This window comes from Bacillus sp. R86525 (genome assembly GCF_042466195.1).
In the GTDB taxonomy this organism is placed as follows: Bacteria; Bacillota; Bacilli; order Bacillales; family Bacillaceae_G; genus Bacillus_A; species Bacillus_A nitratireducens.
Window position 1 is genome coordinate 1,617,705 of the sequence record NZ_JAXHPX010000007.1, and the last position, 25,645, is coordinate 1,643,349.

The window sequence follows — 25,645 nt, forward strand, 5'->3', positions numbered from 1 at the left end:
GATTATATACTACTGTTAGTACCTAGTCATAAAAATGGATGGTGCGGTATGAAAAAAAGAAGAAGTAAAAAAGAAAGACAAGAATTATTACAACAAACAATAGAAACGAATCCTTTTATAACAGATGAAGATTTAGCGGAAAAATTTCAAGTGAGCATACAAACTGTTCGTCTTGATCGTATGGAATTATCTATTCCTGAATTAAGAGAGCGAATTAAGCATGTGGCTACAAAACAACATGAAGAAGATGTGAAATCTTTACCGTTAGAAGAGGTTGTCGGAGAAATTATCGATATAGAATTAGATAGACATGCGATTTCTATCTTTGAAGTAAAGGTAGAACATGTATTTAAAAGAAATCAAATTGCTCGTGGGCATCATTTGTTTGCGCAAGCAAACTCACTAGCTGTTGCAGTTATTGATGAAGAATTAGCTTTAACTGCAAAGTCTACCATTCGATACATTCGTCCTGTAAAATTAGGAGAGCGTGTTGTTGCAAAAGCACGTGTTGAAGATGTAGAGAATGATAAAGGACGGACGGTTGTCAAAGTGCGTAGCTATGTTGGAGAAGAACTTGTTTTTACAGGCACTTTTGAAATGTATCGATCTAGTAATTATAGTGAGGAAGGTAACAACTTATGAAAATCGCAATAGATGCAATGGGAGGCGATCATGCTCCAAAGGCTGTAGTACTAGGAGCAATGAAAGCTATTAAGGAATACTCAGATTTACATATTACGTTAGTAGGGAAAGAAGAGGAAATTCGTCAATACTTAACGAGTGAAGAGCGGATTACTATACTTCATACAGACGAAAAAATCGAATCGACAGATGAACCAGTAAGAGCGGTTCGCCGAAAAAAACAAGCTTCAATGGTACTAGCAGCAGAGCAAGTAAAGAACGGCGTAGCGGATGCTTGTATATCAGCAGGAAGTACAGGAGCTTTAATGGCAGCTGGATTGTTTGTTGTTGGTCGTATGGAAGGAATTGAACGACCAGCTTTATCACCTACAATGCCAACTGTTGATGGAGAAGGTTTTGTGATGTTAGATGTTGGAGCAAACGTTGATGCAAAACCAATTCATTTATATCAATATGCAGTAATGGGCTCTGTTTATGCAGAGAAGGTAAGAGGAATTAAAAATCCTCGCGTTGGACTTTTAAACGTTGGAACAGAGGATGGCAAAGGAAACGAGCTTTCAAAACAAGTCTTTGCTATGCTCAAGGATGCACCAATTAATTTTGTTGGAAACGTTGAATCAAGAGACTTATTGCAAGGTGTAGCAGATGTTGTTGTATGTGATGGTTTTACAGGTAACGTAGCTCTAAAATCATTAGAAGGAACAGCACTTGCATTATTCTCTATGTTAAAAGAGCAATTAATGAGTTCGTTTACGAGCAAATTAGCAGCAGCGGTATTAAAACCAAAACTTATGGTATTAAAAGATAAAATGGATTATTCGGAGTATGGAGGAGCGGCATTGTTTGGGTTAAAAGCTCCTGTCATTAAGGCTCACGGTTCTTCAAATGACCAATCGATATTTAGTGCGATTCGTCAAACAAGAGAAATGGTAGCGAAAGAAGTAATTCCTACAATTTCAAGTGTAATGGAGAAAGAGCCGCTTCAATAAGAGGAGGATTTGAAATGGGAAAACTAGCATTTCTTTTTCCGGGCCAAGGTTCACAGGCAGTTGGAATGGGTAGACAGTTAGCGGAGAATAATAACGAGGTTGCGAAAGTGTTTGCAAAAGCGGATGAGGTGCTGCAAGATTCACTTTCAGAAGTGATTTTTGAAGGGCCACAGGAAAAACTAACATTAACGACAAATGCGCAACCTGCTTTATTAACGACGAGTTTTGCAATTTTAACAGCTTTGAAGGAGTATGATATTACACCAGATTTTGTCGCGGGACATAGTTTAGGTGAATATAGCGCTCTTGTAGCAGCAGGTGCATTAACTTTTGAAGATGCTGTATATGCTGTAAGGAAACGCGGGGAATATATGGAAGAAGCAGTTCCGGGTGGGGAAGGTGCGATGGCAGCTATTTTAGGTGCTGATCCGGAAATGCTGAAACAAGTTACAGAAGAAGTAACAAGTGAAGGATATGCGGTGCAAATTGCTAATATGAATAGCACGAAGCAAATTGTTATTTCTGGAACAAATCAAGGAGTAGAACTTGCTTCTCAAAGAGCGAAAGAAAATGGTGCTAAAAGAGCAATTCCTCTTAAAGTAAGTGGACCATTTCATTCCTCACTTATGAAGCCAGCTGCTGAGAGGTTCCAAAGTGTTTTAAATGAAATTACAATTCAAGACACGAATATTCCTGTTATTGCAAATGTTACAGCGGACGTTATTACACGTGGTACAGATATTAAAGAAAAGCTGATTGAACAGCTCTATTCGCCTGTATTATGGTATCCATCCATTGAGTATATGGTGAATCAAGGGGTAGATACATTTATTGAAATCGGCCCTGGAAAAGTACTTGCTGGTCTTATGAAGTCGATTGACTCTTCTGTGAAAGCATATGCGATATATGACGAAGAGACATTAAAAGATACCATTTCAAATTTGAGAGGAGAAAACTGATGTTAAAAGGGAAAGTAGCATTAGTAACTGGCGCTTCACGTGGAATTGGTCGTGCGATTGCGATTGATTTAGCAAAACAAGGGGCAAATGTGGTAGTAAATTATGCCGGTAATGAGCAAAAGGCGAATGAAGTAGTCGATGAAATAAAGAAATTAGGTTCAGATGCTATTGCAGTAAGAGCAGATGTTGCAAATGCTGAAGATGTTACGAATATGGTGAAACAAACTGTAGATACGTTTGGACAAGTAGATATTCTTGTAAATAACGCTGGTGTAACAAAAGATAATTTATTAATGCGTATGAAAGAAGAAGAATGGGATACAGTTATTAATACAAACTTAAAAGGTGTTTTCTTATGTACGAAGGCAGTATCTCGTTATATGATGCGTCAACGTCATGGACGTATTATTAATATCGCTTCTGTTGTCGGAGTAACAGGAAACCCGGGACAAGCAAACTATGTTGCTGCTAAAGCTGGTGTAATTGGATTAACAAAAACATCAGCAAAAGAATTAGCGAGCCGAAATATTACTGTAAATGCAATTGCTCCAGGGTTTATTGCGACTGATATGACGGATGTATTAGATGAACATATAAAAGCCGAAATGTTAAAGTTAATTCCTGCTGCTCAGTTTGGTGAAGCGCAAGATATCGCAAATACTGTAACGTTTTTTGCTTCTGATCAAAGCAAATATATTACAGGACAAACGTTAAATGTTGATGGCGGAATGGTAATGTAATAAAAGAATCGATTTCACCTAGTTTTTTTGGACAATATTTTATATAATATTTGAGGGGAGGTGAATGGAATGGCAGATGTTTTAGAGCGTGTAACAAAAATCATCGTTGATCGTTTAGGTGTAGAAGAAACTGAAGTAGTACCAGCTGCGAGCTTTAAAGAAGATTTAGGCGCAGACTCCCTAGATGTAGTAGAACTTGTAATGCAATTGGAAGATGAATTCGAAATGGAAATTTCTGATGAAGATGCTGAAAAGATTGCTACTGTTGGCGATGCTGTGACTTACATAGAGAGTCATCTATAATGCTTAAGTGAAGTCCCGTTTTTTAGCGGGGCTTCTCGGCTTATATCTGGAGGGACCTATGCCGTACCGAAAACATAGAGAAAAAAAATACGAAACAAAATATCGTGAAGCGTTTAAAGTATTTCAAGAAGAGATAGGTATTACGTTTTCAGATGAAAAATTATTGATTCAAGCATTTACGCATTCATCGTATGTGAATGAGCATCGAAAAAAACCGCATGAGGACAATGAGCGTCTTGAATTTCTTGGTGATGCTGTATTGGAACTCACTGTATCACAGTATCTGTTTCAAAAATATCCGACAATGAGCGAAGGAGAGTTAACAAAACTACGTGCAGCTATTGTATGTGAGCCATCTCTTGTTCGTTTTGCAAACGAATTGTCATTTGGTAGCCTTGTTTTATTAGGGAAAGGTGAGGAAATGACGGGTGGACGTGAACGACCAGCTTTATTAGCGGATGTCTTTGAAGCGTTTATTGGTGCCCTTTATCTTGATCAAGGGCTTGAAACAGTTTGGGGATTCTTAAAAGAAGTTGTATATCCGAAAATTAATGAAGGTGCTTTTTCTCATGTGATGGATTATAAGAGTCAATTGCAAGAATTGATTCAGCGTGATGGTAGTGGCAATATTGAGTATCAAATTTTGCAAGAAAAAGGACCTGCCTATAACCGAGAATTTGTGTCACGTGTAACTTTAAATAATGAGGCATTAGGTCTTGGAAGTGGTAAGTCAAAAAAAGAGGCAGAGCAACAAGCTGCTGCAGAAGCATTGAAAAAATTAAAAGAACAATCATGAGGAATCCCCCTTTGAATGAGGGGGATTCCTTATGCATAGAATGAAACTTTCCTTTTGTTTTTAAATAAAAGGAGTGGGAAATCCGTGTAGTAACTTGTTTTCGTACAGACAATGTTTACAACAACGGAGAATAGGAGGAAGGCCTTTCGTGTTTTTAAAAAGATTAGAAATAGCAGGATTTAAATCTTTTGCTGAGCGTGTATCTGTCGATTTTGTTCCAGGTGTAACTTCTGTAGTAGGACCTAACGGGAGCGGGAAAAGTAATATTACTGATGCGATTCGCTGGGTACTTGGTGAACAATCTGCAAAGTCATTACGCGGTGCAAAAATGGAGGATATTATTTTTGCGGGTAGTGATACGAGAAGAGCGGTTAATATTGCTGAAGTAACATTAACTTTAAATAATGAAGACCAACGATTACCGATTGAATATAACGAGGTGTGTGTAACACGTCGTGTATCTCGTTCGGGTGATAGTGATTTTTATATTAATAAACAATCTTGTAGACTGAAAGATATTATTGATTTATTTATGGACTCTGGTATGGGAAGAGAAGCTTTTTCAATTATTAGCCAGGGGAAAGTCGAAGAGATTTTAAGTAGTAAATCGGAAGAACGTCGTGGTGTATTTGAGGAAGCTGCGGGTGTGCTGAAATACAAACTTCGTAAAAAGAAAGCCGAAGGGAAATTAGCAGAAACACAAGAAAACTTAAATCGTGTGCAAGATATTATACATGAATTGAGTAGTCAAGTAGAACCACTAGAAAGACAAGCTTCTATAGCGAAAGATTTTCTTGAGAAAAAAGAAGAATTAGAAAAAGTAGAAGCGGCGCTTATTGTACATGAAATTGAAGAATTACATGAAAAGTGGGAAGCGCTTCGAAATCAATTTGGGCATAATAAAGATGAAGAAGTTAAGATGTCGACGAATTTACAAAAAAGTGAAGAAGAGCTTGAGGAATTACGTGGACAATTACAAGCGGTTGATGAATCTGTAAACTCCTTACAAGAAGTTCTTCTTCTTTCTAGTAAAGAACTAGAAAAACTAGAAGGGCAGCGTGAGTTGTTAAAGGAAAGAAAGCAAAATGCGACGACACATTGTGCGCAGCTTGAAAAGCTAATTGTTGAATTGGTAGAGAAAGCTAAAAGTTATGATGGCGAAATTGAAACAAGTACCGAAGCGTTAATGCAATTTGTGAATCAAGTAAAAGAGTTGGAGAAGAAATTGCATGATAATGAGCAACTACTTGCAACTTTTGCTGTGAATCTAGAGGAACAGATTGAGAATTTAAAAGGTGATTATATCGAACTTTTAAATCAACAAGCAAGTCTTCGTAATGAATTATCTATGATTGAAGAGCAATCTAAACAGCAAAATTCTAAAAATGAACGCCTTGATGAAGAAAATGAAAAATATGTACAGATGCGTATGGAAATTACAGCGAAAAAGGCGAAACTTGTAGAAAGTTATGAACAAGTGAAGGAGAAAGTAGCTGGCATTATTTCTAACATACAGAAGACAGAAACGGCACTTGGGAAATGTAAGTCTCAGTATAGTGAAAATGAAACAAAATTGTATCAAGCGTATCAATTTGTGCAACAGGCGCGTTCACGAAAAGAAATGCTAGAAGAAATGCAAGAGGACTATTCTGGTTTCTATCAAGGGGTACGTGAAGTATTAAAGGCTAGAGAAAATAGATTACAAGGTATCGAGGGAGCTGTTGCAGAACTGCTAACGGTACCGAAAGAATATGAAATTGCAATGGAAATTGCTCTAGGTGCAGCAATGCAGCATATTGTCGTACAAACAGAAGAACATGCTCGTAATGCAATTACATTTTTAAAGCAAAATAAACATGGTCGTGCAACGTTTTTACCTCAAGCTGTTATTAAAAGTAGATCGTTATCATTTGAACAATTACGCATTGTGAATCAACATCCAGCGTTTGTCGGTGTGGCGGCAGAACTTGTGCAGTACAACAATAAATATGAGAATGTAGTTTCAAGCCTATTAGGTACTGTTGTTGTTGCGAAAGATTTACGCGGTGCAAATGAATTAGCGAAACAATTACAATATCGCTATCGTATTGTAACGCTTGAAGGTGACGTAGTGAATCCTGGTGGTTCTATGACTGGTGGAGCTGTAAAACAGGCGAAATCTTCTTTATTAGGGCGCCAGCGTGAACTTGAAGAATGGACTAAAAAGCTAGCTGATATGGAAGAAAAAACAACGAAGCTAGAAAACTTTGTTAAAGCAGTAAAGCAAGAGATTCAAGAAAAAGAAGTACAAATACGCGAACTACGCCAAGGTGTAGAAACTGAGCGTGTAGATGAACAGAAATTAAGAGGAGAAATTAATCGATTAGAATTAGAAGAACATCGAATTAACGATCGTTTATCTATATACGATTTAGAGATAGAAGGATTTTTACAAGATCAGGTGAAAATGCAAGGGCGTAAAGGAGAGTTAGAAAAGATTTTAGCAACTCTTCAAGCGGAGATTTCGGAATTAGATGGTAAAATCATCGCATTAACGAAACAAAAAAGTGAGCAACATTCTTCTAAAGAAAAAGTTCAGAAGGAAATGACTGAGCTGAAAGTACAAGCAGCTGAACAACAACAACGTTTATCTAATCAAAAAGAAAAAGTTGAACGATTAACGAAAGAAAAAGAAGAGACTGATACGACGCTTGTAAAAACGAAAGAAGATTTAGCGTTCTTAAAACAAGAAATGACGTCTAATTCAAGTGGCGAAGACCAAATTACGAATATGATAGAGAAGAAAGCGTATGATCGTAATCAAACTTCGGATTTAATTCGTTCGCGTCGTGAACAACGCGTATCATTGCAAGAGAGAGTGGAGCATTTAGAGCGCGGTGTGAAAGAAACAATAGGTAAACATAAATATATTCTTGAGATGTTGAAAGATCAAGAAGTGAAAATTAACCGACTTGATGTAGAGTTGGAAAATAGATTGCAGCATTTACGTGAAACATATACTATTTCATTTGAAGCAGCAAAACTGAAGTATACAATGACGATGCCTGCAGAAGATGCGCGTAAAAAGGTGAAATTAATTAAACTATCCATTGAAGAGTTAGGCGCAGTAAACTTAGGGGCAATTGATGAATACGAACGTGTAGCAGAACGTCACACATTCTTACTAGAGCAAAGAGATGACCTGGAAGAAGCGAAATCGACGTTACATCAACTTATTACGGAAATGGATGAAGAGATGAAAAAACGCTTTTCTACTACATTCGAAGGAATTCGAACGGAGTTTCAATCTGTATTCTCTGAATTATTCGGAGGCGGAAGAGCGGATTTAGTAATGACAAATCCAGAAGATTTATTAAATACTGGTATTGATATTGTGGCGCAACCGCCAGGGAAGAAACTACAAAACTTAGGTTTACTTTCAGGTGGAGAGCGTGCTTTGACGGCAATTGCGCTCTTATTTGGTATTTTAAAAGTACGTCCAGTCCCATTCTGTGTGCTAGATGAAGTAGAAGCGGCTCTTGATGAGGCTAATGTTGCTCGTTTTGCGCAGTATTTAAAGAAATTTAGTGATGAAACGCAGTTTATTGTAATTACACACCGAAAAGGTACAATGGAAGAGTCCGATGTATTGTACGGTGTAACAATGCAAGAATCAGGGGTATCTAAGCTTGTTTCTGTTCGTTTAGGTGATGGCGAAGAACTTGTAGCAAGTAAATAGGAAGGATGGGAAGTATGAGCTTTTTTAAAAAATTAAAAGAAAAAATTTCAAAACAAACGGATACAGTAACAGAGAAGTTTAAACAAGGATTGGAAAAAACAAGGAATTCATTTGCTGATAAAGTAAATGATTTAGTGTATCGTTACCGTAAAATAGACGAAGACTTCTTTGAGGAATTAGAAGAAATTTTAATTAGTGCAGATGTCGGAGTCTCGACAGTAATGGAATTAATTGATCAGTTGAAAGAAGAAGTGCAACGTCGTAACATTCAAGATCCAAAAGAAGTACAGGCTGTGATTTCTGAGAAGTTAGTGGGAATTTACAAAGGTGATAGCGACTTTAGTAATGAAGTTAATATACAAGAGAATCAATTAACAGTTGTTTTATTTGTGGGTGTTAATGGTGTAGGAAAAACGACGACAATTGGTAAGCTTGCGCATAAATTTAAATCGGAAGGTAAGTCTGTCCTATTGGCGGCAGGAGATACATTCCGTGCTGGAGCGATTGAACAATTAGAAGTATGGGGCGATCGTGTTGGTGTAGAAGTAATTAAACAAGGATCAGGGTCTGACCCGGCGGCTGTTATGTACGATGCTGTACAGGCAGCGAAGGCTCGTAAAGTGGATGTATTGCTATGTGATACAGCAGGGCGTCTGCAAAACAAAGTCAACTTAATGAAAGAGTTAGAGAAAGTGAAGCGTGTAATTGAGCGTGAAGTACCAGGAGCTCCTCATGAAGTATTACTTGTTATTGATGCAACAACAGGACAAAATGGTTTAAGTCAAGCGAAAACATTCCGTGAAGCAACGAATGTTACGGGTATTGTTTTAACGAAGTTAGACGGAACTGCTAAAGGTGGTATCGTATTAGCAATTCGTAACGAAATGGATGTACCGGTGAAGTTTGTTGGACTAGGAGAACAAATGGATGATCTGCAGCAGTTTGATCCAGAACAATATGTGTATGGCTTATTCGCGAACTTGGTAGAAACTGAAGAAGTGTAAGTGAAAGAAGCGGTATTTCCGCTTTTTTTTCTATAAAAAATATGTGATGTTAAGAAAAAAACTTGACACTCTTTTATACTCCATGTAAACTAATTCATGTAAAGGGAAATCACTTAACAAAGGATGATCCAACATGCTCGAAAAAACAACGAGAATGAACTATTTATTTGATTTTTATCAATCGTTGTTAACGCAAAAACAAAGAAGTTATATGTCGCTTTATTATCTAGATGATTTATCTCTTGGTGAAATTGCGGAAGAATTTGATGTAAGCCGCCAAGCCGTGTATGATAACATTAAACGGACTGAAGCGATGCTTGAAGAATATGAAGAAAAATTAGTATTACTTCAAAAGTTTCAAGAGCGACAGCGACTTGTTGCAAAGCTAAAACAGCTAATCAGCGAAGAAGAGCATGTGAATGAAGAAATGAAACAAGTTGTTGAAGCTATCGAAAAATTAGATTAGGAGGGCGGCAATATGGCATTTGAAGGATTAGCCGACCGACTTCAACAGACAATGCAAAAAATCCGCGGCAAAGGAAAAGTTTCTGAAGCCGATGTGAAAGAAATGATGAGAGAAGTTCGTCTAGCTCTTTTAGAAGCAGATGTTAACTTTAAAGTAGTAAAAGATTTTATAAAGCGTGTGTCTGAGCGTGCTGTCGGACAAGATGTAATGAAAAGTTTGACACCTGGACAACAAGTAATTAAAATCGTACAGGAAGAACTTACAGAACTTATGGGCGGAGAGCAAAGCAAAATTGCTGTTGCTAATAAGCCACCGACTGTTATTATGATGGTTGGTCTGCAAGGTGCTGGTAAAACAACGACAACTGGTAAGCTTGCGAATTTACTTCGTAAAAAGTATAATCGTAAACCGATGCTTGTTGCAGCAGATATTTACCGTCCAGCAGCGATTAAACAGCTTGAAACATTAGGGAAGCAATTGGACATGCCTGTTTTCTCTTTAGGAGATCAAGTAAGTCCAGTTGAAATTGCGAAACAAGCGATTGCAAAAGCAAAAGAAGATCATCACGATTATGTTTTAATTGATACAGCGGGTCGCCTGCATATTGATGAAGAACTAATGGATGAATTAGCGAAAGTTAAAGAAGTTGCGAAACCGGATGAAATTTTCCTTGTTGTCGATGCGATGACAGGACAAGACGCGGTAAATGTAGCACAAAGTTTCCATGAGCAGTTAGGTTTAACAGGTGTTGTATTAACGAAATTAGATGGTGACACGCGCGGTGGTGCGGCATTATCTATTAAGGCTGTAACAAACACACCGATTAAATTTGCTGGTATGGGTGAAAAGCTAGATGCGATTGAAGCGTTCCATCCAGAACGTATGGCATCCCGTATTTTAGGGATGGGTGACGTCTTAACATTAATTGAAAAAGCGCAGGCTACAGTTGATGAAGAGAAAGCAAAAGAACTTGAGCAAAAAATGCGTACGCTTGCGTTTACGCTTGACGATTTCCTAGAACAACTTGGACAAGTGCGTCAACTTGGACCGCTTGACGAATTGTTAGGAATGCTTCCTGGTGCAAATAAAATTAAAGGGCTGAAAAATGCACAAGTTGATGAAAAACAAATTGGGCATATTGAGGCAATTATTCGTTCTATGACTAAATTAGAGCGAGAACAACCGGAAATAATCAATGCTAGTCGTAAAAAACGCATTGCCAAAGGTAGCGGTACAACCGTACAAGAAATTAATCGTCTAATCAAGCAATTTGATGATATGAAAAAAATGATGAAGACGATGACTGGAATGCAAAAAGGTAAGAAAAAAGGACTAGGTGGATTGAAGTTTCCATTCATGTAAGGAAAAAAAGATGGCTCTGTTAAGAAAAAATACTTTACAAAGCAATAGTCTTTTTGCTAATATAATTATCTGTGTGAAATAAATTCGGAGGTGCTTTATAAATGGCAGTTAAAATTCGTTTAAAACGTATGGGAGCTAAAAAAACTCCTTTCTATCGTGTAGTTGTTGCAGATTCTCGTTCTCCTCGTGACGGACGTTTCATTGAGGAAATCGGTACTTACAATCCGGTTGCTCAACCAGCTGAAGTTAAGATCAACGAAGAAGCAGCATTAAAATGGTTAGGAAACGGTGCTAAACCGTCTGATACAGTTCGTAACCTATTCTCTAACCAAGGTATCATGGAGAAATTCCACTTATCTAAACAAGGTAAGTAATTGAGGCAATGACTATGAAGAAGTTAGTCGAGACGATTGTCAAGCCTCTTGTCGATCATCCTGAAGATGTAAAAGTTACACAGGAACTTTGCAACGGAGAGATAAAGTATCGATTAACTGTACATCCTGAGGATGTTGGAAAAGTCATTGGAAAGCAAGGGAAGGTTGCGAAAGCAATTCGAATGCTCTTGTATTCAGTGGGACATCATAATGATGAAAAAGTAACACTGGAAATTCAATAAACGTAAAAAGGGCGAGGAGTTAATTCCTCTCCCTTTTTTAACATTTAAAGAGAAGTTGCATGTTCCATATATGAAATGGAGATGCTTAATTTATATAGAAACCAGGGGTGACATACTATTTATGACAAAATGGTTTAACGTAGGGAAAATTGTAAATACTCATGGCGTAAAAGGAGAAATTCGTGTGATTTCTCGTACTGATTTTCCGGAAGAGCGATATAAAGTAGGAAACACGTTATACATATGTAATGAGAAAGGTACAGACTATCTTCCAGTGAAGGTAACTTCTCATCGTCAACATAAGACATTTGATTTATTAACACTTGAAGGATACAACAATGTAGATGAAGTAGAGAAGTTGAAAGGTTCTTTAATAAAAGTACCAGAAGAGCAGTTAGGCGAACTAGCTGAAGGTGAATACTACTATCATGAAATTATTGGTTGTAACGTTGTAACGGAAGAAGGAGAAGCGTTAGGAACGATCAAAGAGATCTTATCTCCTGGTGCGAATGATGTATGGGTGATTAAACGTCCAAAAGGTCAAGATCTTTTAATTCCTTATATTGATGACGTTGTGCTTCAAGTTAACATTGAGAATAAATTAGTAACCATTCATGTAATGGAAGGGTTACTATAATGAAAATTGACATTTTAACATTGTTTCCAGATATGTTTACGGGTGTGTTTGGGTCTTCAATTTTAAAGAAAGCACAAGAAAAAGAAGCGGTAGAGCTTCGTGTTGTCAATTTCCGTGATTATACAACTAGTAAGCATAATAGTGTAGATGATTATCCGTATGGTGGGGGCGCTGGGATGGTATTAACCCCTCAGCCTATCTTTGATGCGGTGGAAGAGTTAACGAAGGAAACAGACCGTAAACCGAGAATCGTCTTAATGTGTCCACAAGGAGAGCGTTTTACGCAGAGAAAAGCAGAAGAGCTTGCTGAAGAAGAGCATGTTATTTTTGTATGTGGCCATTATGAAGGGTACGATGAACGAATTCGTGAACATCTTGTAACAGATGAGATTTCTATTGGTGATTACGTGTTGACGGGTGGAGAACTAGCCTCAATGGTGATTACTGATAGTGTTGTACGTCTCCTGCCAGGAGTACTAGGGAATCAAACGTCACAAGTGGAAGATTCTTTTAGCACAGGTTTGTTAGAACACCCACATTATACACGTCCTGCTGATTTTCGTGGTATGAAGGTACCGGATGTATTAATGTCAGGAAATCATAAAAACATTGATGAATGGCGTCATAAAGAATCCTTGCGTCGTACGTATACGCGTAGACCAGATTTACTAGAAGAGCGAGAATTATCTAAGCAGGAAGAGAAATGGCTGGAGCAAATTAAAAAAGACCAATAAGGGCTTGATATATTTTCTGTTGCAACAGTCCTAGCAATATGCTATTATAACATTTGTGCTACTGAAATCAGTAGCCGTATTAACGATGTTCCGCTGTAATTTATTAAGACTTTATAAGAGCATCTGTTTAAAGGAGAGAATTTAATATGCAACAATTAATCGCAGAAATTACAAAAGGCCAATTAAAAACTGACCTTCCTTCATTCCGTCCTGGAGACACTTTACGTGTACACGTAAAAGTAGTTGAGGGAACTCGTGAAAGAATTCAGCTTTTCGAAGGTGTTGTAATCAAACGTCGTGGTGGCGGAATCAGTGAAACATTCACAGTTCGTAAGATTTCTTACGGCGTAGGTGTTGAGCGTACATTCCCAGTTCACACGCCAAGAATCGCGAACATCGAAGTACTTCGCCGTGGTAAAGTACGTCGTGCTAAGTTATACTACTTACGTAACCTTCGCGGTAAAAAAGCACGTATTAAAGAAATTCGATAAGACATGTATGGGAGCTTGTAAATGCGCAAGCTCCCTTTTTCCAATCTATATAAAATTTTGATATAATACGAGCAGCTTACATAACTGTGGAGGGGAAATGCATGAAGAAAGAAAAGAGTTCACTTTGGGAATGGATCAAAGCAATTTTGATTGCAATTGTATTAGCGGGCGTTATTAGACAGTTTTTCTTTGCGCCAATTCTCGTAGATGGTGTATCGATGTCACCAACTTTACATGACCGTGATCGAATGATTGTTAATAAAATAGGTTATCACATAGGTGATCCGAAGCGCTTTGATATTATTGTATTTCGAGCGACGGAAGAAAAAGATTATATTAAGCGTATTATCGGCCTACCAGGCGATGAAATCGAATATCGTAATGATAAACTATACGTTAATGGAAAAGCTTATGAGGAGCCGTACTTAGACAAACAGAAAAAACAAATTTCTGACGGACCGCTTACATATGATTTTACTCTGGAAGAAATGACTGGAAAGAAAACTGTCCCAGAAGGTCAATTATTTGTTTTAGGTGATAATCGCCGTTTTAGTAAAGATAGCCGGACAATTGGTACAATTTCAGTGGACCAAGTAATTGGTAATGCAAATATGTTGTATTGGCCGTTAAAAGATGCACGTATTGTGAAATAACAGAAAAAGAAGGTGGCAACATGGCAATTCAATGGTTCCCAGGACATATGGCAAAGGCTAGACGCCAAGTAACAGAAAAATTAAAGTTAATCGATGTTGTAATTGAGCTTGTAGATGCTCGATTACCTTTATCTTCTCGAAATCCGATGATTGATGAAATTATTACACATAAACCAAGGCTGGTTGTTTTAAATAAGGCGGATATGGCAGATGATCGTTTAACGAAACAATGGATCGCATATTTTAAAGAAAAGGGCCATAAGGCAATTTCAATTAATGCGCAAGCTGGACAAGGTATGAAAGAAATTGCAGCAGCTTGTAAAATCCTTGTTAAAGAAAAATTCGATAAAATGGTTGCTAAAGGTATTAGACCGAGAGCAATTCGTGCTTTAATTGTAGGTATTCCAAATGTTGGTAAATCTACTTTGATTAATAAATTAGCGAAGAAGAATATCGCGAAAACAGGAGATCGTCCTGGAGTAACTACAGCTCAGCAGTGGATTAAAGTTGGAAAAGAAATGGAGCTACTTGATACACCAGGTATTTTGTGGCCTAAATTTGAAGATCAATTAGTTGGTTTACGTCTAGCTACGACTGGTGCAATTAAAGACTCTATTTTAAATCTACAAGATGTAGCTGTTTATGCATTACGTTTTATGGAGAAACATTATCCAGAACGATTAAAAGAGCGCTATAATTTAAATGACATTCCAGAAGATATTGTGGAGTTATTTGATGCAATCGGAAAAAACAGAGGTTGCCTAATGGGTGGCGGTATGATTGATTATGATAAAACATCTGAACTTATACTTCGTGAGCTTCGTGGTGGTAAACTTGGAAAAATGACGTTTGAAACACCAGAAGAGTTTGCAGAGCAGGTAGAAGATGTGGAAAAAGTAGAAGAAGTATAAGACGTGCGTTTGTGCGTCTTTTCTTTTTGGATACGTTTAAAAAGGAGTATAGATAGATGCAAAAAATGACTATACAAGAAGCCGAATGTTTGCTACAAGAAATTATAAATGAAGAAGATGAGCGTTTTCAAATGTTAGTGAAAGACGAGAGAAAAGGTGTTCAAAAGTTAATTTTGAAGTGGTATAAACAAAAAGAGTTGGCACACAAGGAAAAAGAAAAATTTCTAGAAATGTCTAAGTATGAACATGCTTTGCGTGAAAAAGGAATCATGTACATTGCTGGCATTGATGAAGTGGGACGGGGACCGTTAGCTGGACCTGTTGTGACGGCTGCTGTTGTCCTTCCAGAAGAGTTTTATATTCCAGGGTTAAATGACTCGAAAAAGTTGAGTGAAGCGAAACGAGAGCGTTTTTATGATGAAATTAAAGAGCATGCAATTGCAATTGGAGTTGGAATTGTATCACCACAAATTATTGATGAAATCAATATTTATCAAGCAACGAAGCAAGCGATGTTAGATGCAATTGCCAATTTATCATGTACACCAGAATATTTATTAATCGATGCGATGAAGTTGCCTACATCAATTCCGCAAACATCAATCATTAAAGGTGATGCGAAAAGTATATCTATTTCAGCTGCATCTATTATTGCGAAAGTGACAAGAGATCGTATGATGAAAGAGTTAGGTAAAAAGTATCCTGCATATGGATTTGAACAACATATGGGATATGGGACGAAACAGCATTTAGAAGCGATTGAATCACATGGAGTGTTAGAGGAACATCGGAAATCATTTGCGCCAATTAAAGATATGATTTAAAAATAAGCTGTGAATATACAGCTTATTTTTTTATTTTGGTATATGAACATTATTATTTTCAAAAAAGAATAAAGCGATTTCAGTTTTCTGACACTTTATTGTAGACAGCGTGCCAATCATCTTATACAATGGCAATGTGATGTTTTTTAAACATTAAAAAACTTTTCGAGTAAAACAGGAAAACAGGGGAGGATGGGACCATGAATATCCATGAGTACCAAGGTAAGGCAGTCCTTAGAAGCTATGGGGTTAGCGTTCCGAACGGGAAGGTTGCATTTACAGTAGAAGAAGCTGTAGAAGCAGCTAAAGAATTAGGAACGGAAGTATGTGTAGTTAAAGCGCAAATTCACGCTGGTGGACGCGGCAAAGCTGGCGGAGTAAAAGTTGCGAAAAATTTAGAAGAAGTTCGTACATATGCAGAAAGCATTTTAGGAACTACACTTGTGACGCATCAAACAGGTCCTGAAGGTAAGGAAGTAAAACGCTTACTTATCGAAGAAGGTTGCGATATTAAAAAAGAATATTATGTAGGTCTTGTGTTAGATCGTGCAACTTCTCAAGTTGTTTTAATGGCATCTGAAGAAGGTGGAACAGAAATTGAAGAAGTAGCAGAAAAAACACCTGAAAAAATCTTTAAAGAATATATTGATCCAGCAGTAGGTTTACAAGGTTTCCAAGCACGTCGAATCGCGTTTAACATCAATATTCCAAAAGAGCTTGTAGGACAAGCTGTGAAGTTTATGATGGGCTTATATAGTGCGTTTATCGAAAAAGATTGCTCTATCGCTGAGATTAATCCACTTGTTACAACAGGTGACGGTAAAGTTATGGCTTTAGATGCGAAATTAAACTTCGATTCTAATGCGTTATATCGCCATAAAGACATTTTAGAACTTCGTGATCTTGAAGAAGAAGATTCAAAAGAAATTGAAGCTTCTAAATATGACTTAAACTACATTCCTTTAGATGGAAATATCGGTTGTATGGTTAATGGTGCAGGTTTAGCAATGGCTACAATGGATATCATTAAACATTACCATGGTGATCCAGCTAACTTCTTAGATGTTGGTGGCGGCGCAACAGCTGAAAAAGTTACAGAAGCATTCAAAATTATCCTTTCTGACAAAAATGTAAAAGGTATCTTCGTTAACATTTTTGGTGGCATTATGAAGTGTGATGTTATTGCAGAAGGTGTTATTGAAGCAACGAAGCAAGTGGGTCTTGAGTTACCTTTAGTTGTACGTCTTGAAGGTACAAACGTAGAGTTAGGTAAGAAGATTTTAAATGAGTCTGGCTTAAATATTGTTGCAGCAGAATCTATGGCAGACGGTGCACAAAAAATTGTTTCACTAGTGGGCTAATAGAAAGCGGGGGAGAAAAATGAGCGTATTAGTTAATAAAGATACAAAAGTTATTGTTCAAGGTATTACAGGTTCTCAAGGATTATTCCATACAAAACAAATGATTGAATACGGTACGAAAATTGTCGGTGGTGTAACGCCAGGTAAAGGTGGCACTGATATTGAAGGTGTACCAGTATTTGATACTGTAGAAGATGCAGTGAAAGCAACAGGCGCAAATGCTTCAGTTGTATACGTTCCACCCGCTTTTGCGGCTGATGCAATTATGGAAGCAGTTGATGCAAAGATTGATTTAGTAGTATGTATTACTGAAGGAATCCCTGTATTAGATATGGTAAATGTAAAGAGATATATGGCAGGTAAACATACACGTTTACTTGGACCAAACTGTCCTGGTGTCATTACACCTGATGAATGTAAAATTGGTATTATGCCAGGATATATTCATAAAAAAGGTCATGTAGGTATCGTATCTCGCTCTGGTACATTAACGTATGAAGCTGTACATCAGTTAACACAAGAAGGTATTGGCCAATCTACTGCTGTAGGTATCGGTGGGGACCCTGTTAACGGTACAGACTTTATTGATGCGTTAAAAGCATTTAATGAAGATGAAGAAACACATGCTGTAATTATGATTGGTGAAATCGGCGGTACGGCAGAAGAAGAAGCAGCTGAGTGGGTAAAAGCTAATATGACAAAACCAGTTGTCGGCTTCATTGGTGGCCAAACTGCGCCTGAAGGCAAACGTATGGGCCATGCTGGTGCAATCATTTCTGGCGGTAAAGGAACTGCTGCGGAAAAGATTAAAACAATGGAAGCTTGTGGTATTAAAGTAGCTGAAACGCCAGCTGTTATGGGTGAAACATTAATCTCTGTTTTAAAAGAAAAGGGATTATTTGAAACTTGTAAAAACTATTAATCTTTTTGAAAGACACCTTCTTGTTTGAGGGTGTCTTTTTACACTTTTCCTGTTTACATAATAAAAATTATGGGTAAGGAGAATTAAGATGAAAAGAGAACGATTATTGCACCTACATTACGTGTTGGCGGATCATTGGAAAGCGATGGAGAGGATACTATATGTTGATCCGGAATTGAATAGGATGTACACTTTTAGTGTAAAGCAATTTGAATATTACGCTGGAATATCCTCGAAAAAATCTTCAGAACTAGTAAATTTTCTTCAGAATGCAAGTCTCCCACAATATATCTCCTATTTAGAAAAAAATCGAATGTTTTATATGACTATATGGGATGAGGATTATCCAAAATTATTGCGAGAAATACAAGATCCCCCTTTTGTTTTATATGGAAAAGGGGAGAGGGATTTTCTTAGTAAAGTAAATAAATTAGCGATTGTTGGGACGAGAGATCCGTCTTTATACGGAAAGAAGAGTATGAAATTTATTTTACACCCTTTACTTGAAAAGGAATGGCTTATTGTTAGTGGGTTTGCAAGAGGGATAGATACAATTGCTCACGAAGTTACAGTAAGTCAGCATTGCCCGACTATTGCAATCTTAGGACATGGGTTATCTTATATGTATCCGAAAGAGAATAGACGTTTATATGACATGTGGAAAGACTATATATTGTTATTGACAGAGTATCCTCCGCATTATGCACCGAAAAAATGGTATTTTCCAAAAAGAAATCGAATTATTAGTGGGATAAGTAAAGGGGTTTTAGTTGTAGAAGCAAAATCGAGAAGTGGATCACTTATTACTGCAGACCTTGCATTAGAGCAAAATAGAGAGGTATTTGCCCTTCCTGGACCAATATTTATAGATAGTGCATCAGGAACGAATCATCTGATTCAACAAGGAGCAAAACTAGTAAGAAATGCAGAAGATATCTTGGAAGAGATTTTAAATTAACCTTATATTTTTATGTTTTTATTAAACAATTATTGACAAATGGTAGATAGGCGCTGTATGGTATATTCATTCTTGATTGACAAAAACAAGAGAAATCAATAAGATTGATGAAGACTTGAATCCACCTCTTAAGGAGGCACTAGCATGTCAGATTACCTCGTAATCGTGGAGTCGCCTTCTAAGGCGAAGACCATTGAGAAATATTTAGGGAAAAAATACAAAGTCGTTGCGTCCATGGGACATGTTCGCGATTTACCTAAAAGCCAAATGGGGATAGAAGTAAAGAATAACTTCACCCCGAAGTATATTACCATTCGTGGTAAAGGTCCCGTTTTAAAAGATTTAAAATCAGCGGCAAAAAAAGCAAAGAAAGTCTATCTCGCGGCCGATCCAGACCGCGAAGGGGAAGCAATTGCTTGGCATTTAGCGAATACGTTAAATGTGGACGTTGAATCAGATTGTCGAGTGGTATTTAATGAGATTACAAAAGATGCAATAAAAGAATCATTTAAACATCCTCGGGCAATTAATATGGATTTAGTAGATGCGCAACAAGCAAGGCGTATACTCGATCGTCTTGTTGGTTACAATATTAGTCCTTTATTATGGAAGAAAGTAAAAAAAGGATTAAGTGCAGGACGTGTACAATCTGTAGCAGTTCGTTTAATTATCGAACGTGAAAGAGAAATTCAAAACTTTGAACCTGAAGAGTTCTGGACAATTAAAACAGAATTTGTGAAAGGTAAAGACACATTTGAAGCAAGCTTTTACGGTGTAGATGGTGAAAAAGTTCAATTAACGAACGAAGAACAAGTGAACGAAATAATCGAAAAGATGAAAGATAATGCGTTTTCAGTTGAAAATGTAACGCGAAAAGAGCGAAAGCGTAATCCGGCATTACCGTTTACAACATCTTCCTTGCAACAAGAAGCCGCACGTAAATTAAATATGCGAGCAAAGAAAACAATGATGCTTGCGCAGCAATTGTATGAAGGGATAGATCTTGGAAAGCAAGGGACTGTAGGTCTTATTACGTATATGAGAACCGATTCAACAAGGATCTCAGAAACAGCTCAAACAGAGGCTCGTGCTTATATTACAGAGTCGTTTGGTGCGGAATACATAGGGACAGAGAAGAAGAAAGAAACGAAAAAGTCGAATGCACAAGATGCGCATGAGGCGATTCGTCCTACTTCGGTAATGAGAAAGCCAGAGGAACTAAAAAGTTTCTTAGGTCGTGATCAATTACGTTTGTATAAACTGATTTGGGAGCGATTTGTTGCAAGTCAAATGGCATCTGCTATAATGGATACTGTTACAGCGAGACTCATTAATAACAATGTTCAGTTCCGTGCAAGTGGATCGGTTGTAAAGTTCCCAGGATTTATGAAAGTGTATGTGGAGTCGAAAGATGATGGTGCGGAAGAAAAAGATAAAATGTTGCCACCTTTAGAAGTAGGGGAAACTGTATTTTCAAAAGATATAGAACCGAAGCAACATTACACACAACCTCCGCCGCGTTATACAGAGGCTCGTCTAGTAAGAACACTTGAGGAACTTGGAATTGGGAGACCATCTACATATGTACCGACACTTGAAACGATTCAAAAACGTGGATACGTTGGTTTAGATAATAAACGCTTCGTTCCGACTGAACTTGGTGGAATAGTAATCGAACTTATTTTAGAGTTTTTCCCGGAAATTATTAACATTGAATTTACTGCCAATATGGAGCAAAGCCTTGATGAAGTAGAAGAAGGAAATGCGAATTGGGTGAAAATTGTTGATGATTTCTACGTAGGATTTGAACCGCGCTTAGAGAAAGCGGAAAAAGAAATGCGTGAAGTGGAAATTAAAGATGAACCAGCTGGGGAAGACTGTGAATTATGTGAGCACCCAATGGTCTTTAAAATGGGTAAATACGGGAAGTTTATGGCATGTTCGAATTTCCCTGATTGTCGTAATACAAAGCCGATTGTGAAAGAAATCGGTGTTACTTGTCCGAAGTGTGATAAAGGGCAAATTATTGAACGCCGTAGTAATAAAAAGAAACGTCTTTTCTATGGGTGCGGTACGTATCCAGAGTGTGACTTTGTATCTTGGGATAAGCCAATTGGCCGTAAATGTCCGAAGTGCGAAGGTATGCTTGTAGAGAAGAAGTTGAAAAAAGGCGTGCAAGTACAATGTATTTCGTGTGATTATGAAGAAGAACAACAAATGTGAGCGTAACTGCTCACATTTTTTTCGGGAAGAAAAGGAAAGGTGATATATATGACAACACAAGTAGTAAACGTCATTGGCGCAGGTCTTGCAGGAAGCGAAGCAGCTTACCAAATTGCAAAACGTGGTGTCCAAGTAAGATTATATGAAATGAGACCAGTAAGGCAAACGCCAGCTCATCACACAGATAAATTTGCAGAGCTAGTATGCAGTAACTCGCTTCGCGCGAACACATTAACAAATGCTGTTGGTGTTATTAAAGAAGAGATGCGCCTAATGGACTCTGTTATTATTCGTGCAGCTGATGAGTGCTCTGTACCAGCAGGAGGAGCTTTAGCTGTAGATCGTCATGAATTTGCGGCAAAGGTAACTGAGTATGTGAAAAATCATCCAAACGTAACTGTGATGAATGAAGAAATCACTGAAATTCCAGAAGGACCAACTGTTATCGCGACAGGTCCACTTACGTCTCCTGATCTTGCTGCACAATTAAAAGAATTAACAGGTGAAGATTATTTTTATTTCTATGATGCTGCAGCACCAATTGTTGAGAAAGACAGCATTGATATGAATAAAGTATATTTAAAATCTCGTTATGATAAAGGTGAAGCTGCATATTTAAACTGTCCAATGACAGAAGAAGAGTTTAATCGCTTTTATGAAGCGTTAATTGCTGCTGAGACAGTGCCTTTAAAAGAATTTGAAAAAGAAATTTTCTTTGAAGGTTGTATGCCAGTAGAAGTTATGGCGAGTAGAGGAAGACAGACGTTAGTATTTGGACCGATGAAACCTGTTGGATTAGAAGATCCGAAAACAGGAAAAACACCATATGCAGTTGTTCAGCTACGTCAAGATGATGCAGCAGGAACGTTATACAATATTGTAGGCTTCCAAACACATTTAAAGTGGGGGCCACAAAAAGAAGTATTACAGCTAATTCCAGGACTAGAAAACGCAGAAATTGTACGTTATGGTGTAATGCATCGTAATACGTTTATTAATTCGCCTAACTTACTTCGTCCAACATATCAATATAAACAACGCGATGATTTATTCTTCGCCGGTCAAATGACTGGAGTAGAGGGATATGTTGAATCAGCAGCATCAGGATTATTGGCAGGTATTAACGCTGCTCGACTTGTAAAAGGTGAAGAGCCAGTTGTACTACCATCTGTAACGGCGATGGGAAGTATGGCAAATTATATTACAGCGACTAATGCGAAAAACTTCCAACCAATGAATGCAAACTTCGGTCTATTTGCACCGTTAGAGAAGAAAATTAAAAAGAAACAAGAGCGAAATGAAGCGTATGCTACACGCGCTTTAGAAACAATTCAAAATTTTGTAAATATTTAGTTAAATTTCTTGCAAAGGCTACTGAGTTGTGATACGATTTAGTAGCCTTTATTGAGGTGAGTTATGTGAATGTGAAGAAATTGTTACAATTATTCGTAGGATATTTACAAATTGAAAGAAATTATTCAAAATATACAATTGCAAGTTATCAAAATGATTTAGAACATTTTGTGCAATTTATGGAGCGAGAAGGCATATCCTCTTTTTTAGATGTTACATACGCGGATGTTCGTTTATACTTGACGACGTTGCACGATGAAAAGTTAGCCCGTAAATCTGTCGCAAGAAAAGTATCAAGCTTACGAAGTTTATATCGTTTTTTGATGCGTGAAGGTTATCAAAAAGATAATCCGTTTGCACTTGCGTCACTCCCCAAGAAAGAATTGTCCATCCCAAAGTTTTTATATGCTGAAGAGTTAGAGGAATTATTTGAAGTTTCTGATACAGAGACGCCACTAGGTCAAAGGAATCAAGCTTTGTTAGAGCTAATGTATGCAACTGGGATTCGTGTAAGTGAATGCGTTAACATACAGCTTACTGACATTGACTTTGCGGTAGGAACAATTTTAGTGATGGGAAAAGGGAAAAAACAAAGATATATTCCGTTCGGAAGCTATGCACAAGATGCTTTAATTACTTATATCGAGAACGGGAGAAAACAGTTAGTTCAAAAGACTGAAGAACACTCTCATATGGTATTTTTAAATGCGAAAGGTACGCCGTTAACAGATCGGGGTGTACGTTATGTTTTAAACGAACTCATTAAGAAGGCTTCGCTTACAATGCGGATAAGTCCCCATATGTTAAGGCATACATTTGCTACACATATGTTGGATGAAGGAGCGGATTTACGTACTGTACAGGAGCTATTAGGTCATGAAAATTTGTCTACGACACAAATTTATACGCATGTCTCTAAAGAAAGATTGCGTTCTGTTTACATGAAGCATCACCCACGGGCATAAATTGCTTTAAGAGCTATAAAAACATATAAAGGAGTTTTTTCTATGGGAAATTTCCACGCTACAACGATATTTGCAGTTCATCATAATGGAGAATGTGCAATGGCTGGAGATGGTCAGGTGACGATGGGAAATGCTGTTGTAATGAAGCATACAGCTCGCAAAGTTCGCAAACTTTTCCAAGGGAAAGTTTTAGCTGGTTTTGCAGGTTCAGTTGCAGATGCATTTACTCTTTTTGAAATGTTTGAAGGAAAATTAGAAGAGTACAATGGCAATTTGCAGCGTGCTGCAGTTGAGATGGCAAAACAATGGCGTGGCGACAAAATGTTACGTCAGCTAGAAGCGATGCTCATTGTCATGGATAAAACAACTATGCTTCTTGTTTCAGGTACAGGAGAAGTGATTGAACCGGATGATGGTATTTTAGCAATTGGATCTGGCGGGAATTATGCGCTTTCTGCAGGTCGTGCTTTAAAGCAATATGCAAGTGAACATTTAACAGCGAAGGAAATTGCGAAAGCGAGTTTAGACATTGCTGGCGATATTTGTGTTTATACGAACCACAATATAATTGTGGAAGAATTGTAGAATCGTAAGGGAGGCATTTTATATGCATTTACATTTTACTCCGCGTCAAATTGTGGAAAAATTAGATCAATACATTATCGGTCAAAAAGATGCGAAGAAAGCGGTTGCTGTAGCTTTAAGAAATCGATATCGTCGAAGTAAATTAGCTGAAAATCTACGTGATGAAATTGCGCCTAAAAATATTTTAATGATTGGACCGACAGGTGTTGGTAAAACAGAGGTAGCACGACGAATGGCGAAACTCGTTGGAGCACCTTTTATTAAGGTTGAAGCTACGAAATTTACAGAAGTTGGATATGTAGGTAGAGATGTAGAATCGATGGTACGTGACCTTGTGGAAACGTCAGTTCGTATCGTGAAAGAAGAAATGGTAATTAAAGTGCAAGACAAAGCAGAAGAACAAGCGAACCAACGTCTTGTTGAAATTTTAGTGCCGAGTCCGGAGAAACAATCTGGATTTAAAAATCCATTAGAAATGCTATTTGGCGGTGCTCAAAATTCGAATCAAACATCTGATGCACAGGAAGATGTTGAAATCGAAAAGAAACGTCAAGACGTGGAAAGAAAGCTTGCTGCAGGACTTCTTGAAGATGAAATTGTATCGATTGAAGTGACTGAGCAACAGTCTTCCATGTTCGATATGCTACAAGGAACTGGCATGGAACAAATGGGAATGAATTTCCAAGATGCATTAGGAAGTTTTATGCCGAAAAAAACAAAAAAACGTAAACTTTCTGTAAAAGAAGCAAGAAAACTCTTGACAAATGAGGAAGCACAGCGCTTAATTGATATGGATGAAGTTACACAAGAGGCTGTTTATCGTGCTGAACAGCTCGGGATTATTTTTATCGATGAAATTGACAAAATTGCTGGTAAGCAGTCGAATAGCGTAGATGTATCACGTGAAGGTGTGCAACGTGACATTCTGCCGATTGTAGAAGGGTCAAATGTCGCGACAAAATACGGATCAGTAAAAACGGATTATATTTTATTCGTTGCAGCTGGAGCGTTTCATATGTCTAAACCGTCGGATTTAATTCCGGAACTGCAAGGGAGATTTCCGATTCGAGTAGAATTAACAAAATTATCGACAGATGATTTTGTTAAAATATTAATCGAGCCTGACAATGCGTTAATTAAACAATATATGGCTTTATTAGCGACTGAAGGTATAGAAATTGAATTTTCAGACGAAGCTATTCGTAAGATTGCTGAGATTGCTTATCAAGTTAATCAGGATACAGATAATATTGGAGCAAGAAGACTTCATACGATTATGGAGAAGCTCCTTGAAGATTTATCGTTTGAAGCATCTGAAATAACGTTAGAGAAAATAACGATAACACCTCAATACGTTGAGGAGAAATTAGCAACGATTGCTAAAAATAAAGATGTGAGCCAGTTTATTTTGTAATTGTGTCATCAGGTGACTC

General features: G+C 37.5%; 26 protein-coding genes. All 26 read left to right on the forward strand.

Going from position 1 to position 25,645, the window contains the following annotated elements; translation table 11 throughout:
* Positions 1 to 48 precede the first annotated feature (48 nt).
* On the forward strand, positions 49 to 642 hold the full coding sequence (fapR, locus tag SJY24_RS11020) for a transcription factor FapR (RefSeq protein WP_377864641.1): 594 nt from the start codon (positions 49 to 51) through the stop codon (positions 640 to 642).
* Positions 639 to 1,631 carry a phosphate acyltransferase PlsX gene (gene plsX, locus SJY24_RS11025; RefSeq protein ID WP_000684105.1) on the forward strand — a complete coding sequence of 331 codons (993 nt, stop codon included), beginning with the start codon at positions 639 to 641 and terminating at the stop codon, positions 1,629 to 1,631. Before fapR ends, plsX begins: the two co-directional genes overlap by 4 nt.
* 14 nt (positions 1,632 to 1,645) lie before the next feature.
* Positions 1,646 to 2,590 carry an ACP S-malonyltransferase gene (gene fabD, locus SJY24_RS11030; protein ID WP_377864642.1) on the forward strand — a complete coding sequence of 315 codons (945 nt, stop codon included), beginning with the start codon at positions 1,646 to 1,648 and terminating at the stop codon, positions 2,588 to 2,590.
* Positions 2,590 to 3,330, forward strand: coding sequence for a 3-oxoacyl-[acyl-carrier-protein] reductase (gene fabG / locus SJY24_RS11035; protein WP_377864643.1), 741 nt, complete (start codon positions 2,590 to 2,592; stop codon positions 3,328 to 3,330). The genes fabD and fabG overlap by 1 nt, the downstream gene beginning before the upstream one ends.
* Positions 3,331 to 3,399: 69 nt before the next feature.
* Positions 3,400 to 3,633: an acyl carrier protein gene (gene acpP / locus SJY24_RS11040; protein WP_000786062.1), complete on the forward strand. Its 234-nt coding sequence runs from the start codon at positions 3,400 to 3,402 to the stop codon at positions 3,631 to 3,633.
* Positions 3,634 to 3,691: 58 nt separating this feature from the next.
* Positions 3,692 to 4,429, forward strand: a complete 738-nt coding sequence (rncS, locus tag SJY24_RS11045) for a ribonuclease III (RefSeq protein WP_377864644.1) — start codon at positions 3,692 to 3,694, stop codon at positions 4,427 to 4,429.
* Between the two features lie 148 nt (positions 4,430 to 4,577).
* A complete protein-coding gene (gene smc, locus SJY24_RS11050) occupies positions 4,578 to 8,147 on the forward strand; it encodes a chromosome segregation protein SMC (protein ID WP_377864645.1) in 3,570 nt (1,189 codons plus the stop codon).
* A gap of 14 nt (positions 8,148 to 8,161) precedes the next feature.
* Positions 8,162 to 9,151: a signal recognition particle-docking protein FtsY gene (gene ftsY, locus SJY24_RS11055; RefSeq protein WP_002173107.1), complete on the forward strand. Its 990-nt coding sequence runs from the start codon at positions 8,162 to 8,164 to the stop codon at positions 9,149 to 9,151.
* A gap of 133 nt (positions 9,152 to 9,284) precedes the next feature.
* Complete coding sequence (locus SJY24_RS11060; protein WP_000891062.1) at positions 9,285 to 9,617, forward strand: putative DNA-binding protein; 333 nt, start codon at positions 9,285 to 9,287, stop codon at positions 9,615 to 9,617.
* A gap of 12 nt (positions 9,618 to 9,629) precedes the next feature.
* Positions 9,630 to 10,979, forward strand: coding sequence for a signal recognition particle protein (gene ffh, locus SJY24_RS11065; RefSeq protein WP_377864646.1), 1,350 nt, complete (start codon positions 9,630 to 9,632; stop codon positions 10,977 to 10,979).
* A gap of 101 nt (positions 10,980 to 11,080) precedes the next feature.
* Positions 11,081 to 11,353: a 30S ribosomal protein S16 gene (gene rpsP / locus SJY24_RS11070; protein WP_000268750.1), complete on the forward strand. Its 273-nt coding sequence runs from the start codon at positions 11,081 to 11,083 to the stop codon at positions 11,351 to 11,353.
* 14 nt (positions 11,354 to 11,367) lie between these two features.
* A complete protein-coding gene (locus tag SJY24_RS11075) occupies positions 11,368 to 11,595 on the forward strand; it encodes a KH domain-containing protein (RefSeq protein WP_000737392.1) in 228 nt (75 codons plus the stop codon).
* Positions 11,596 to 11,716: 121 nt separating this feature from the next.
* The gene (gene rimM / locus SJY24_RS11080) at positions 11,717 to 12,232 is read left to right on the forward strand and encodes a ribosome maturation factor RimM (RefSeq protein WP_377864647.1); all 516 of its coding nucleotides are present in this window, start codon (positions 11,717 to 11,719) and stop codon (positions 12,230 to 12,232) included.
* Entirely contained in the window at positions 12,232 to 12,966 is a 735-nt protein-coding gene (gene trmD / locus SJY24_RS11085; protein ID WP_000686893.1) for a tRNA (guanosine(37)-N1)-methyltransferase TrmD, read from the forward strand. The genes rimM and trmD overlap by 1 nt, the downstream gene beginning before the upstream one ends.
* Before the next feature lie 146 nt (positions 12,967 to 13,112).
* Complete coding sequence (gene rplS, locus SJY24_RS11090; RefSeq protein ID WP_001186517.1) at positions 13,113 to 13,457, forward strand: 50S ribosomal protein L19; 345 nt, start codon at positions 13,113 to 13,115, stop codon at positions 13,455 to 13,457.
* 101 nt (positions 13,458 to 13,558) lie between these two features.
* Positions 13,559 to 14,110: a signal peptidase I gene (lepB, locus tag SJY24_RS11095; RefSeq protein WP_000711850.1), complete on the forward strand. Its 552-nt coding sequence runs from the start codon at positions 13,559 to 13,561 to the stop codon at positions 14,108 to 14,110.
* Between the two features lie 20 nt (positions 14,111 to 14,130).
* On the forward strand, positions 14,131 to 15,021 hold the full coding sequence (gene ylqF / locus SJY24_RS11100; protein WP_001007645.1) for a ribosome biogenesis GTPase YlqF: 891 nt from the start codon (positions 14,131 to 14,133) through the stop codon (positions 15,019 to 15,021).
* A 56-nt stretch (positions 15,022 to 15,077) separates the two neighbouring features.
* Entirely contained in the window at positions 15,078 to 15,845 is a 768-nt protein-coding gene (locus SJY24_RS11105) for a ribonuclease HII (protein WP_098500632.1), read from the forward strand.
* A gap of 200 nt (positions 15,846 to 16,045) precedes the next feature.
* A complete protein-coding gene (gene sucC, locus SJY24_RS11110; RefSeq protein ID WP_098500633.1) occupies positions 16,046 to 17,206 on the forward strand; it encodes an ADP-forming succinate--CoA ligase subunit beta in 1,161 nt (386 codons plus the stop codon).
* A 19-nt stretch (positions 17,207 to 17,225) separates the two neighbouring features.
* Positions 17,226 to 18,128 (forward strand): succinate--CoA ligase subunit alpha, encoded by a 903-nt coding sequence (sucD, locus tag SJY24_RS11115; protein ID WP_000115185.1) that lies wholly within the window; start codon positions 17,226 to 17,228, stop codon positions 18,126 to 18,128.
* 88 nt (positions 18,129 to 18,216) lie between these two features.
* On the forward strand, positions 18,217 to 19,086 hold the full coding sequence (gene dprA / locus SJY24_RS11120) for a DNA-processing protein DprA (protein WP_377864648.1): 870 nt from the start codon (positions 18,217 to 18,219) through the stop codon (positions 19,084 to 19,086).
* A 144-nt stretch (positions 19,087 to 19,230) separates the two neighbouring features.
* Positions 19,231 to 21,309, forward strand: coding sequence for a type I DNA topoisomerase (gene topA / locus SJY24_RS11125; protein WP_377864649.1), 2,079 nt, complete (start codon positions 19,231 to 19,233; stop codon positions 21,307 to 21,309).
* Between the two features lie 48 nt (positions 21,310 to 21,357).
* Entirely contained in the window at positions 21,358 to 22,662 is a 1,305-nt protein-coding gene (trmFO, locus tag SJY24_RS11130) for an FADH(2)-oxidizing methylenetetrahydrofolate--tRNA-(uracil(54)-C(5))-methyltransferase TrmFO (protein ID WP_377864650.1), read from the forward strand.
* Between the two features lie 65 nt (positions 22,663 to 22,727).
* Positions 22,728 to 23,627 (forward strand): tyrosine recombinase XerC, encoded by a 900-nt coding sequence (gene xerC, locus SJY24_RS11135; RefSeq protein ID WP_377864651.1) that lies wholly within the window; start codon positions 22,728 to 22,730, stop codon positions 23,625 to 23,627.
* Positions 23,628 to 23,669: 42 nt separating this feature from the next.
* Positions 23,670 to 24,212, forward strand: a complete 543-nt coding sequence (gene hslV, locus SJY24_RS11140; protein WP_000526270.1) for an ATP-dependent protease proteolytic subunit HslV — start codon at positions 23,670 to 23,672, stop codon at positions 24,210 to 24,212.
* A 22-nt stretch (positions 24,213 to 24,234) separates the two neighbouring features.
* Complete coding sequence (gene hslU / locus SJY24_RS11145; protein WP_000550070.1) at positions 24,235 to 25,626, forward strand: ATP-dependent protease ATPase subunit HslU; 1,392 nt, start codon at positions 24,235 to 24,237, stop codon at positions 25,624 to 25,626.
* The last annotated feature ends 19 nt before the right edge of the window (positions 25,627 to 25,645 follow it).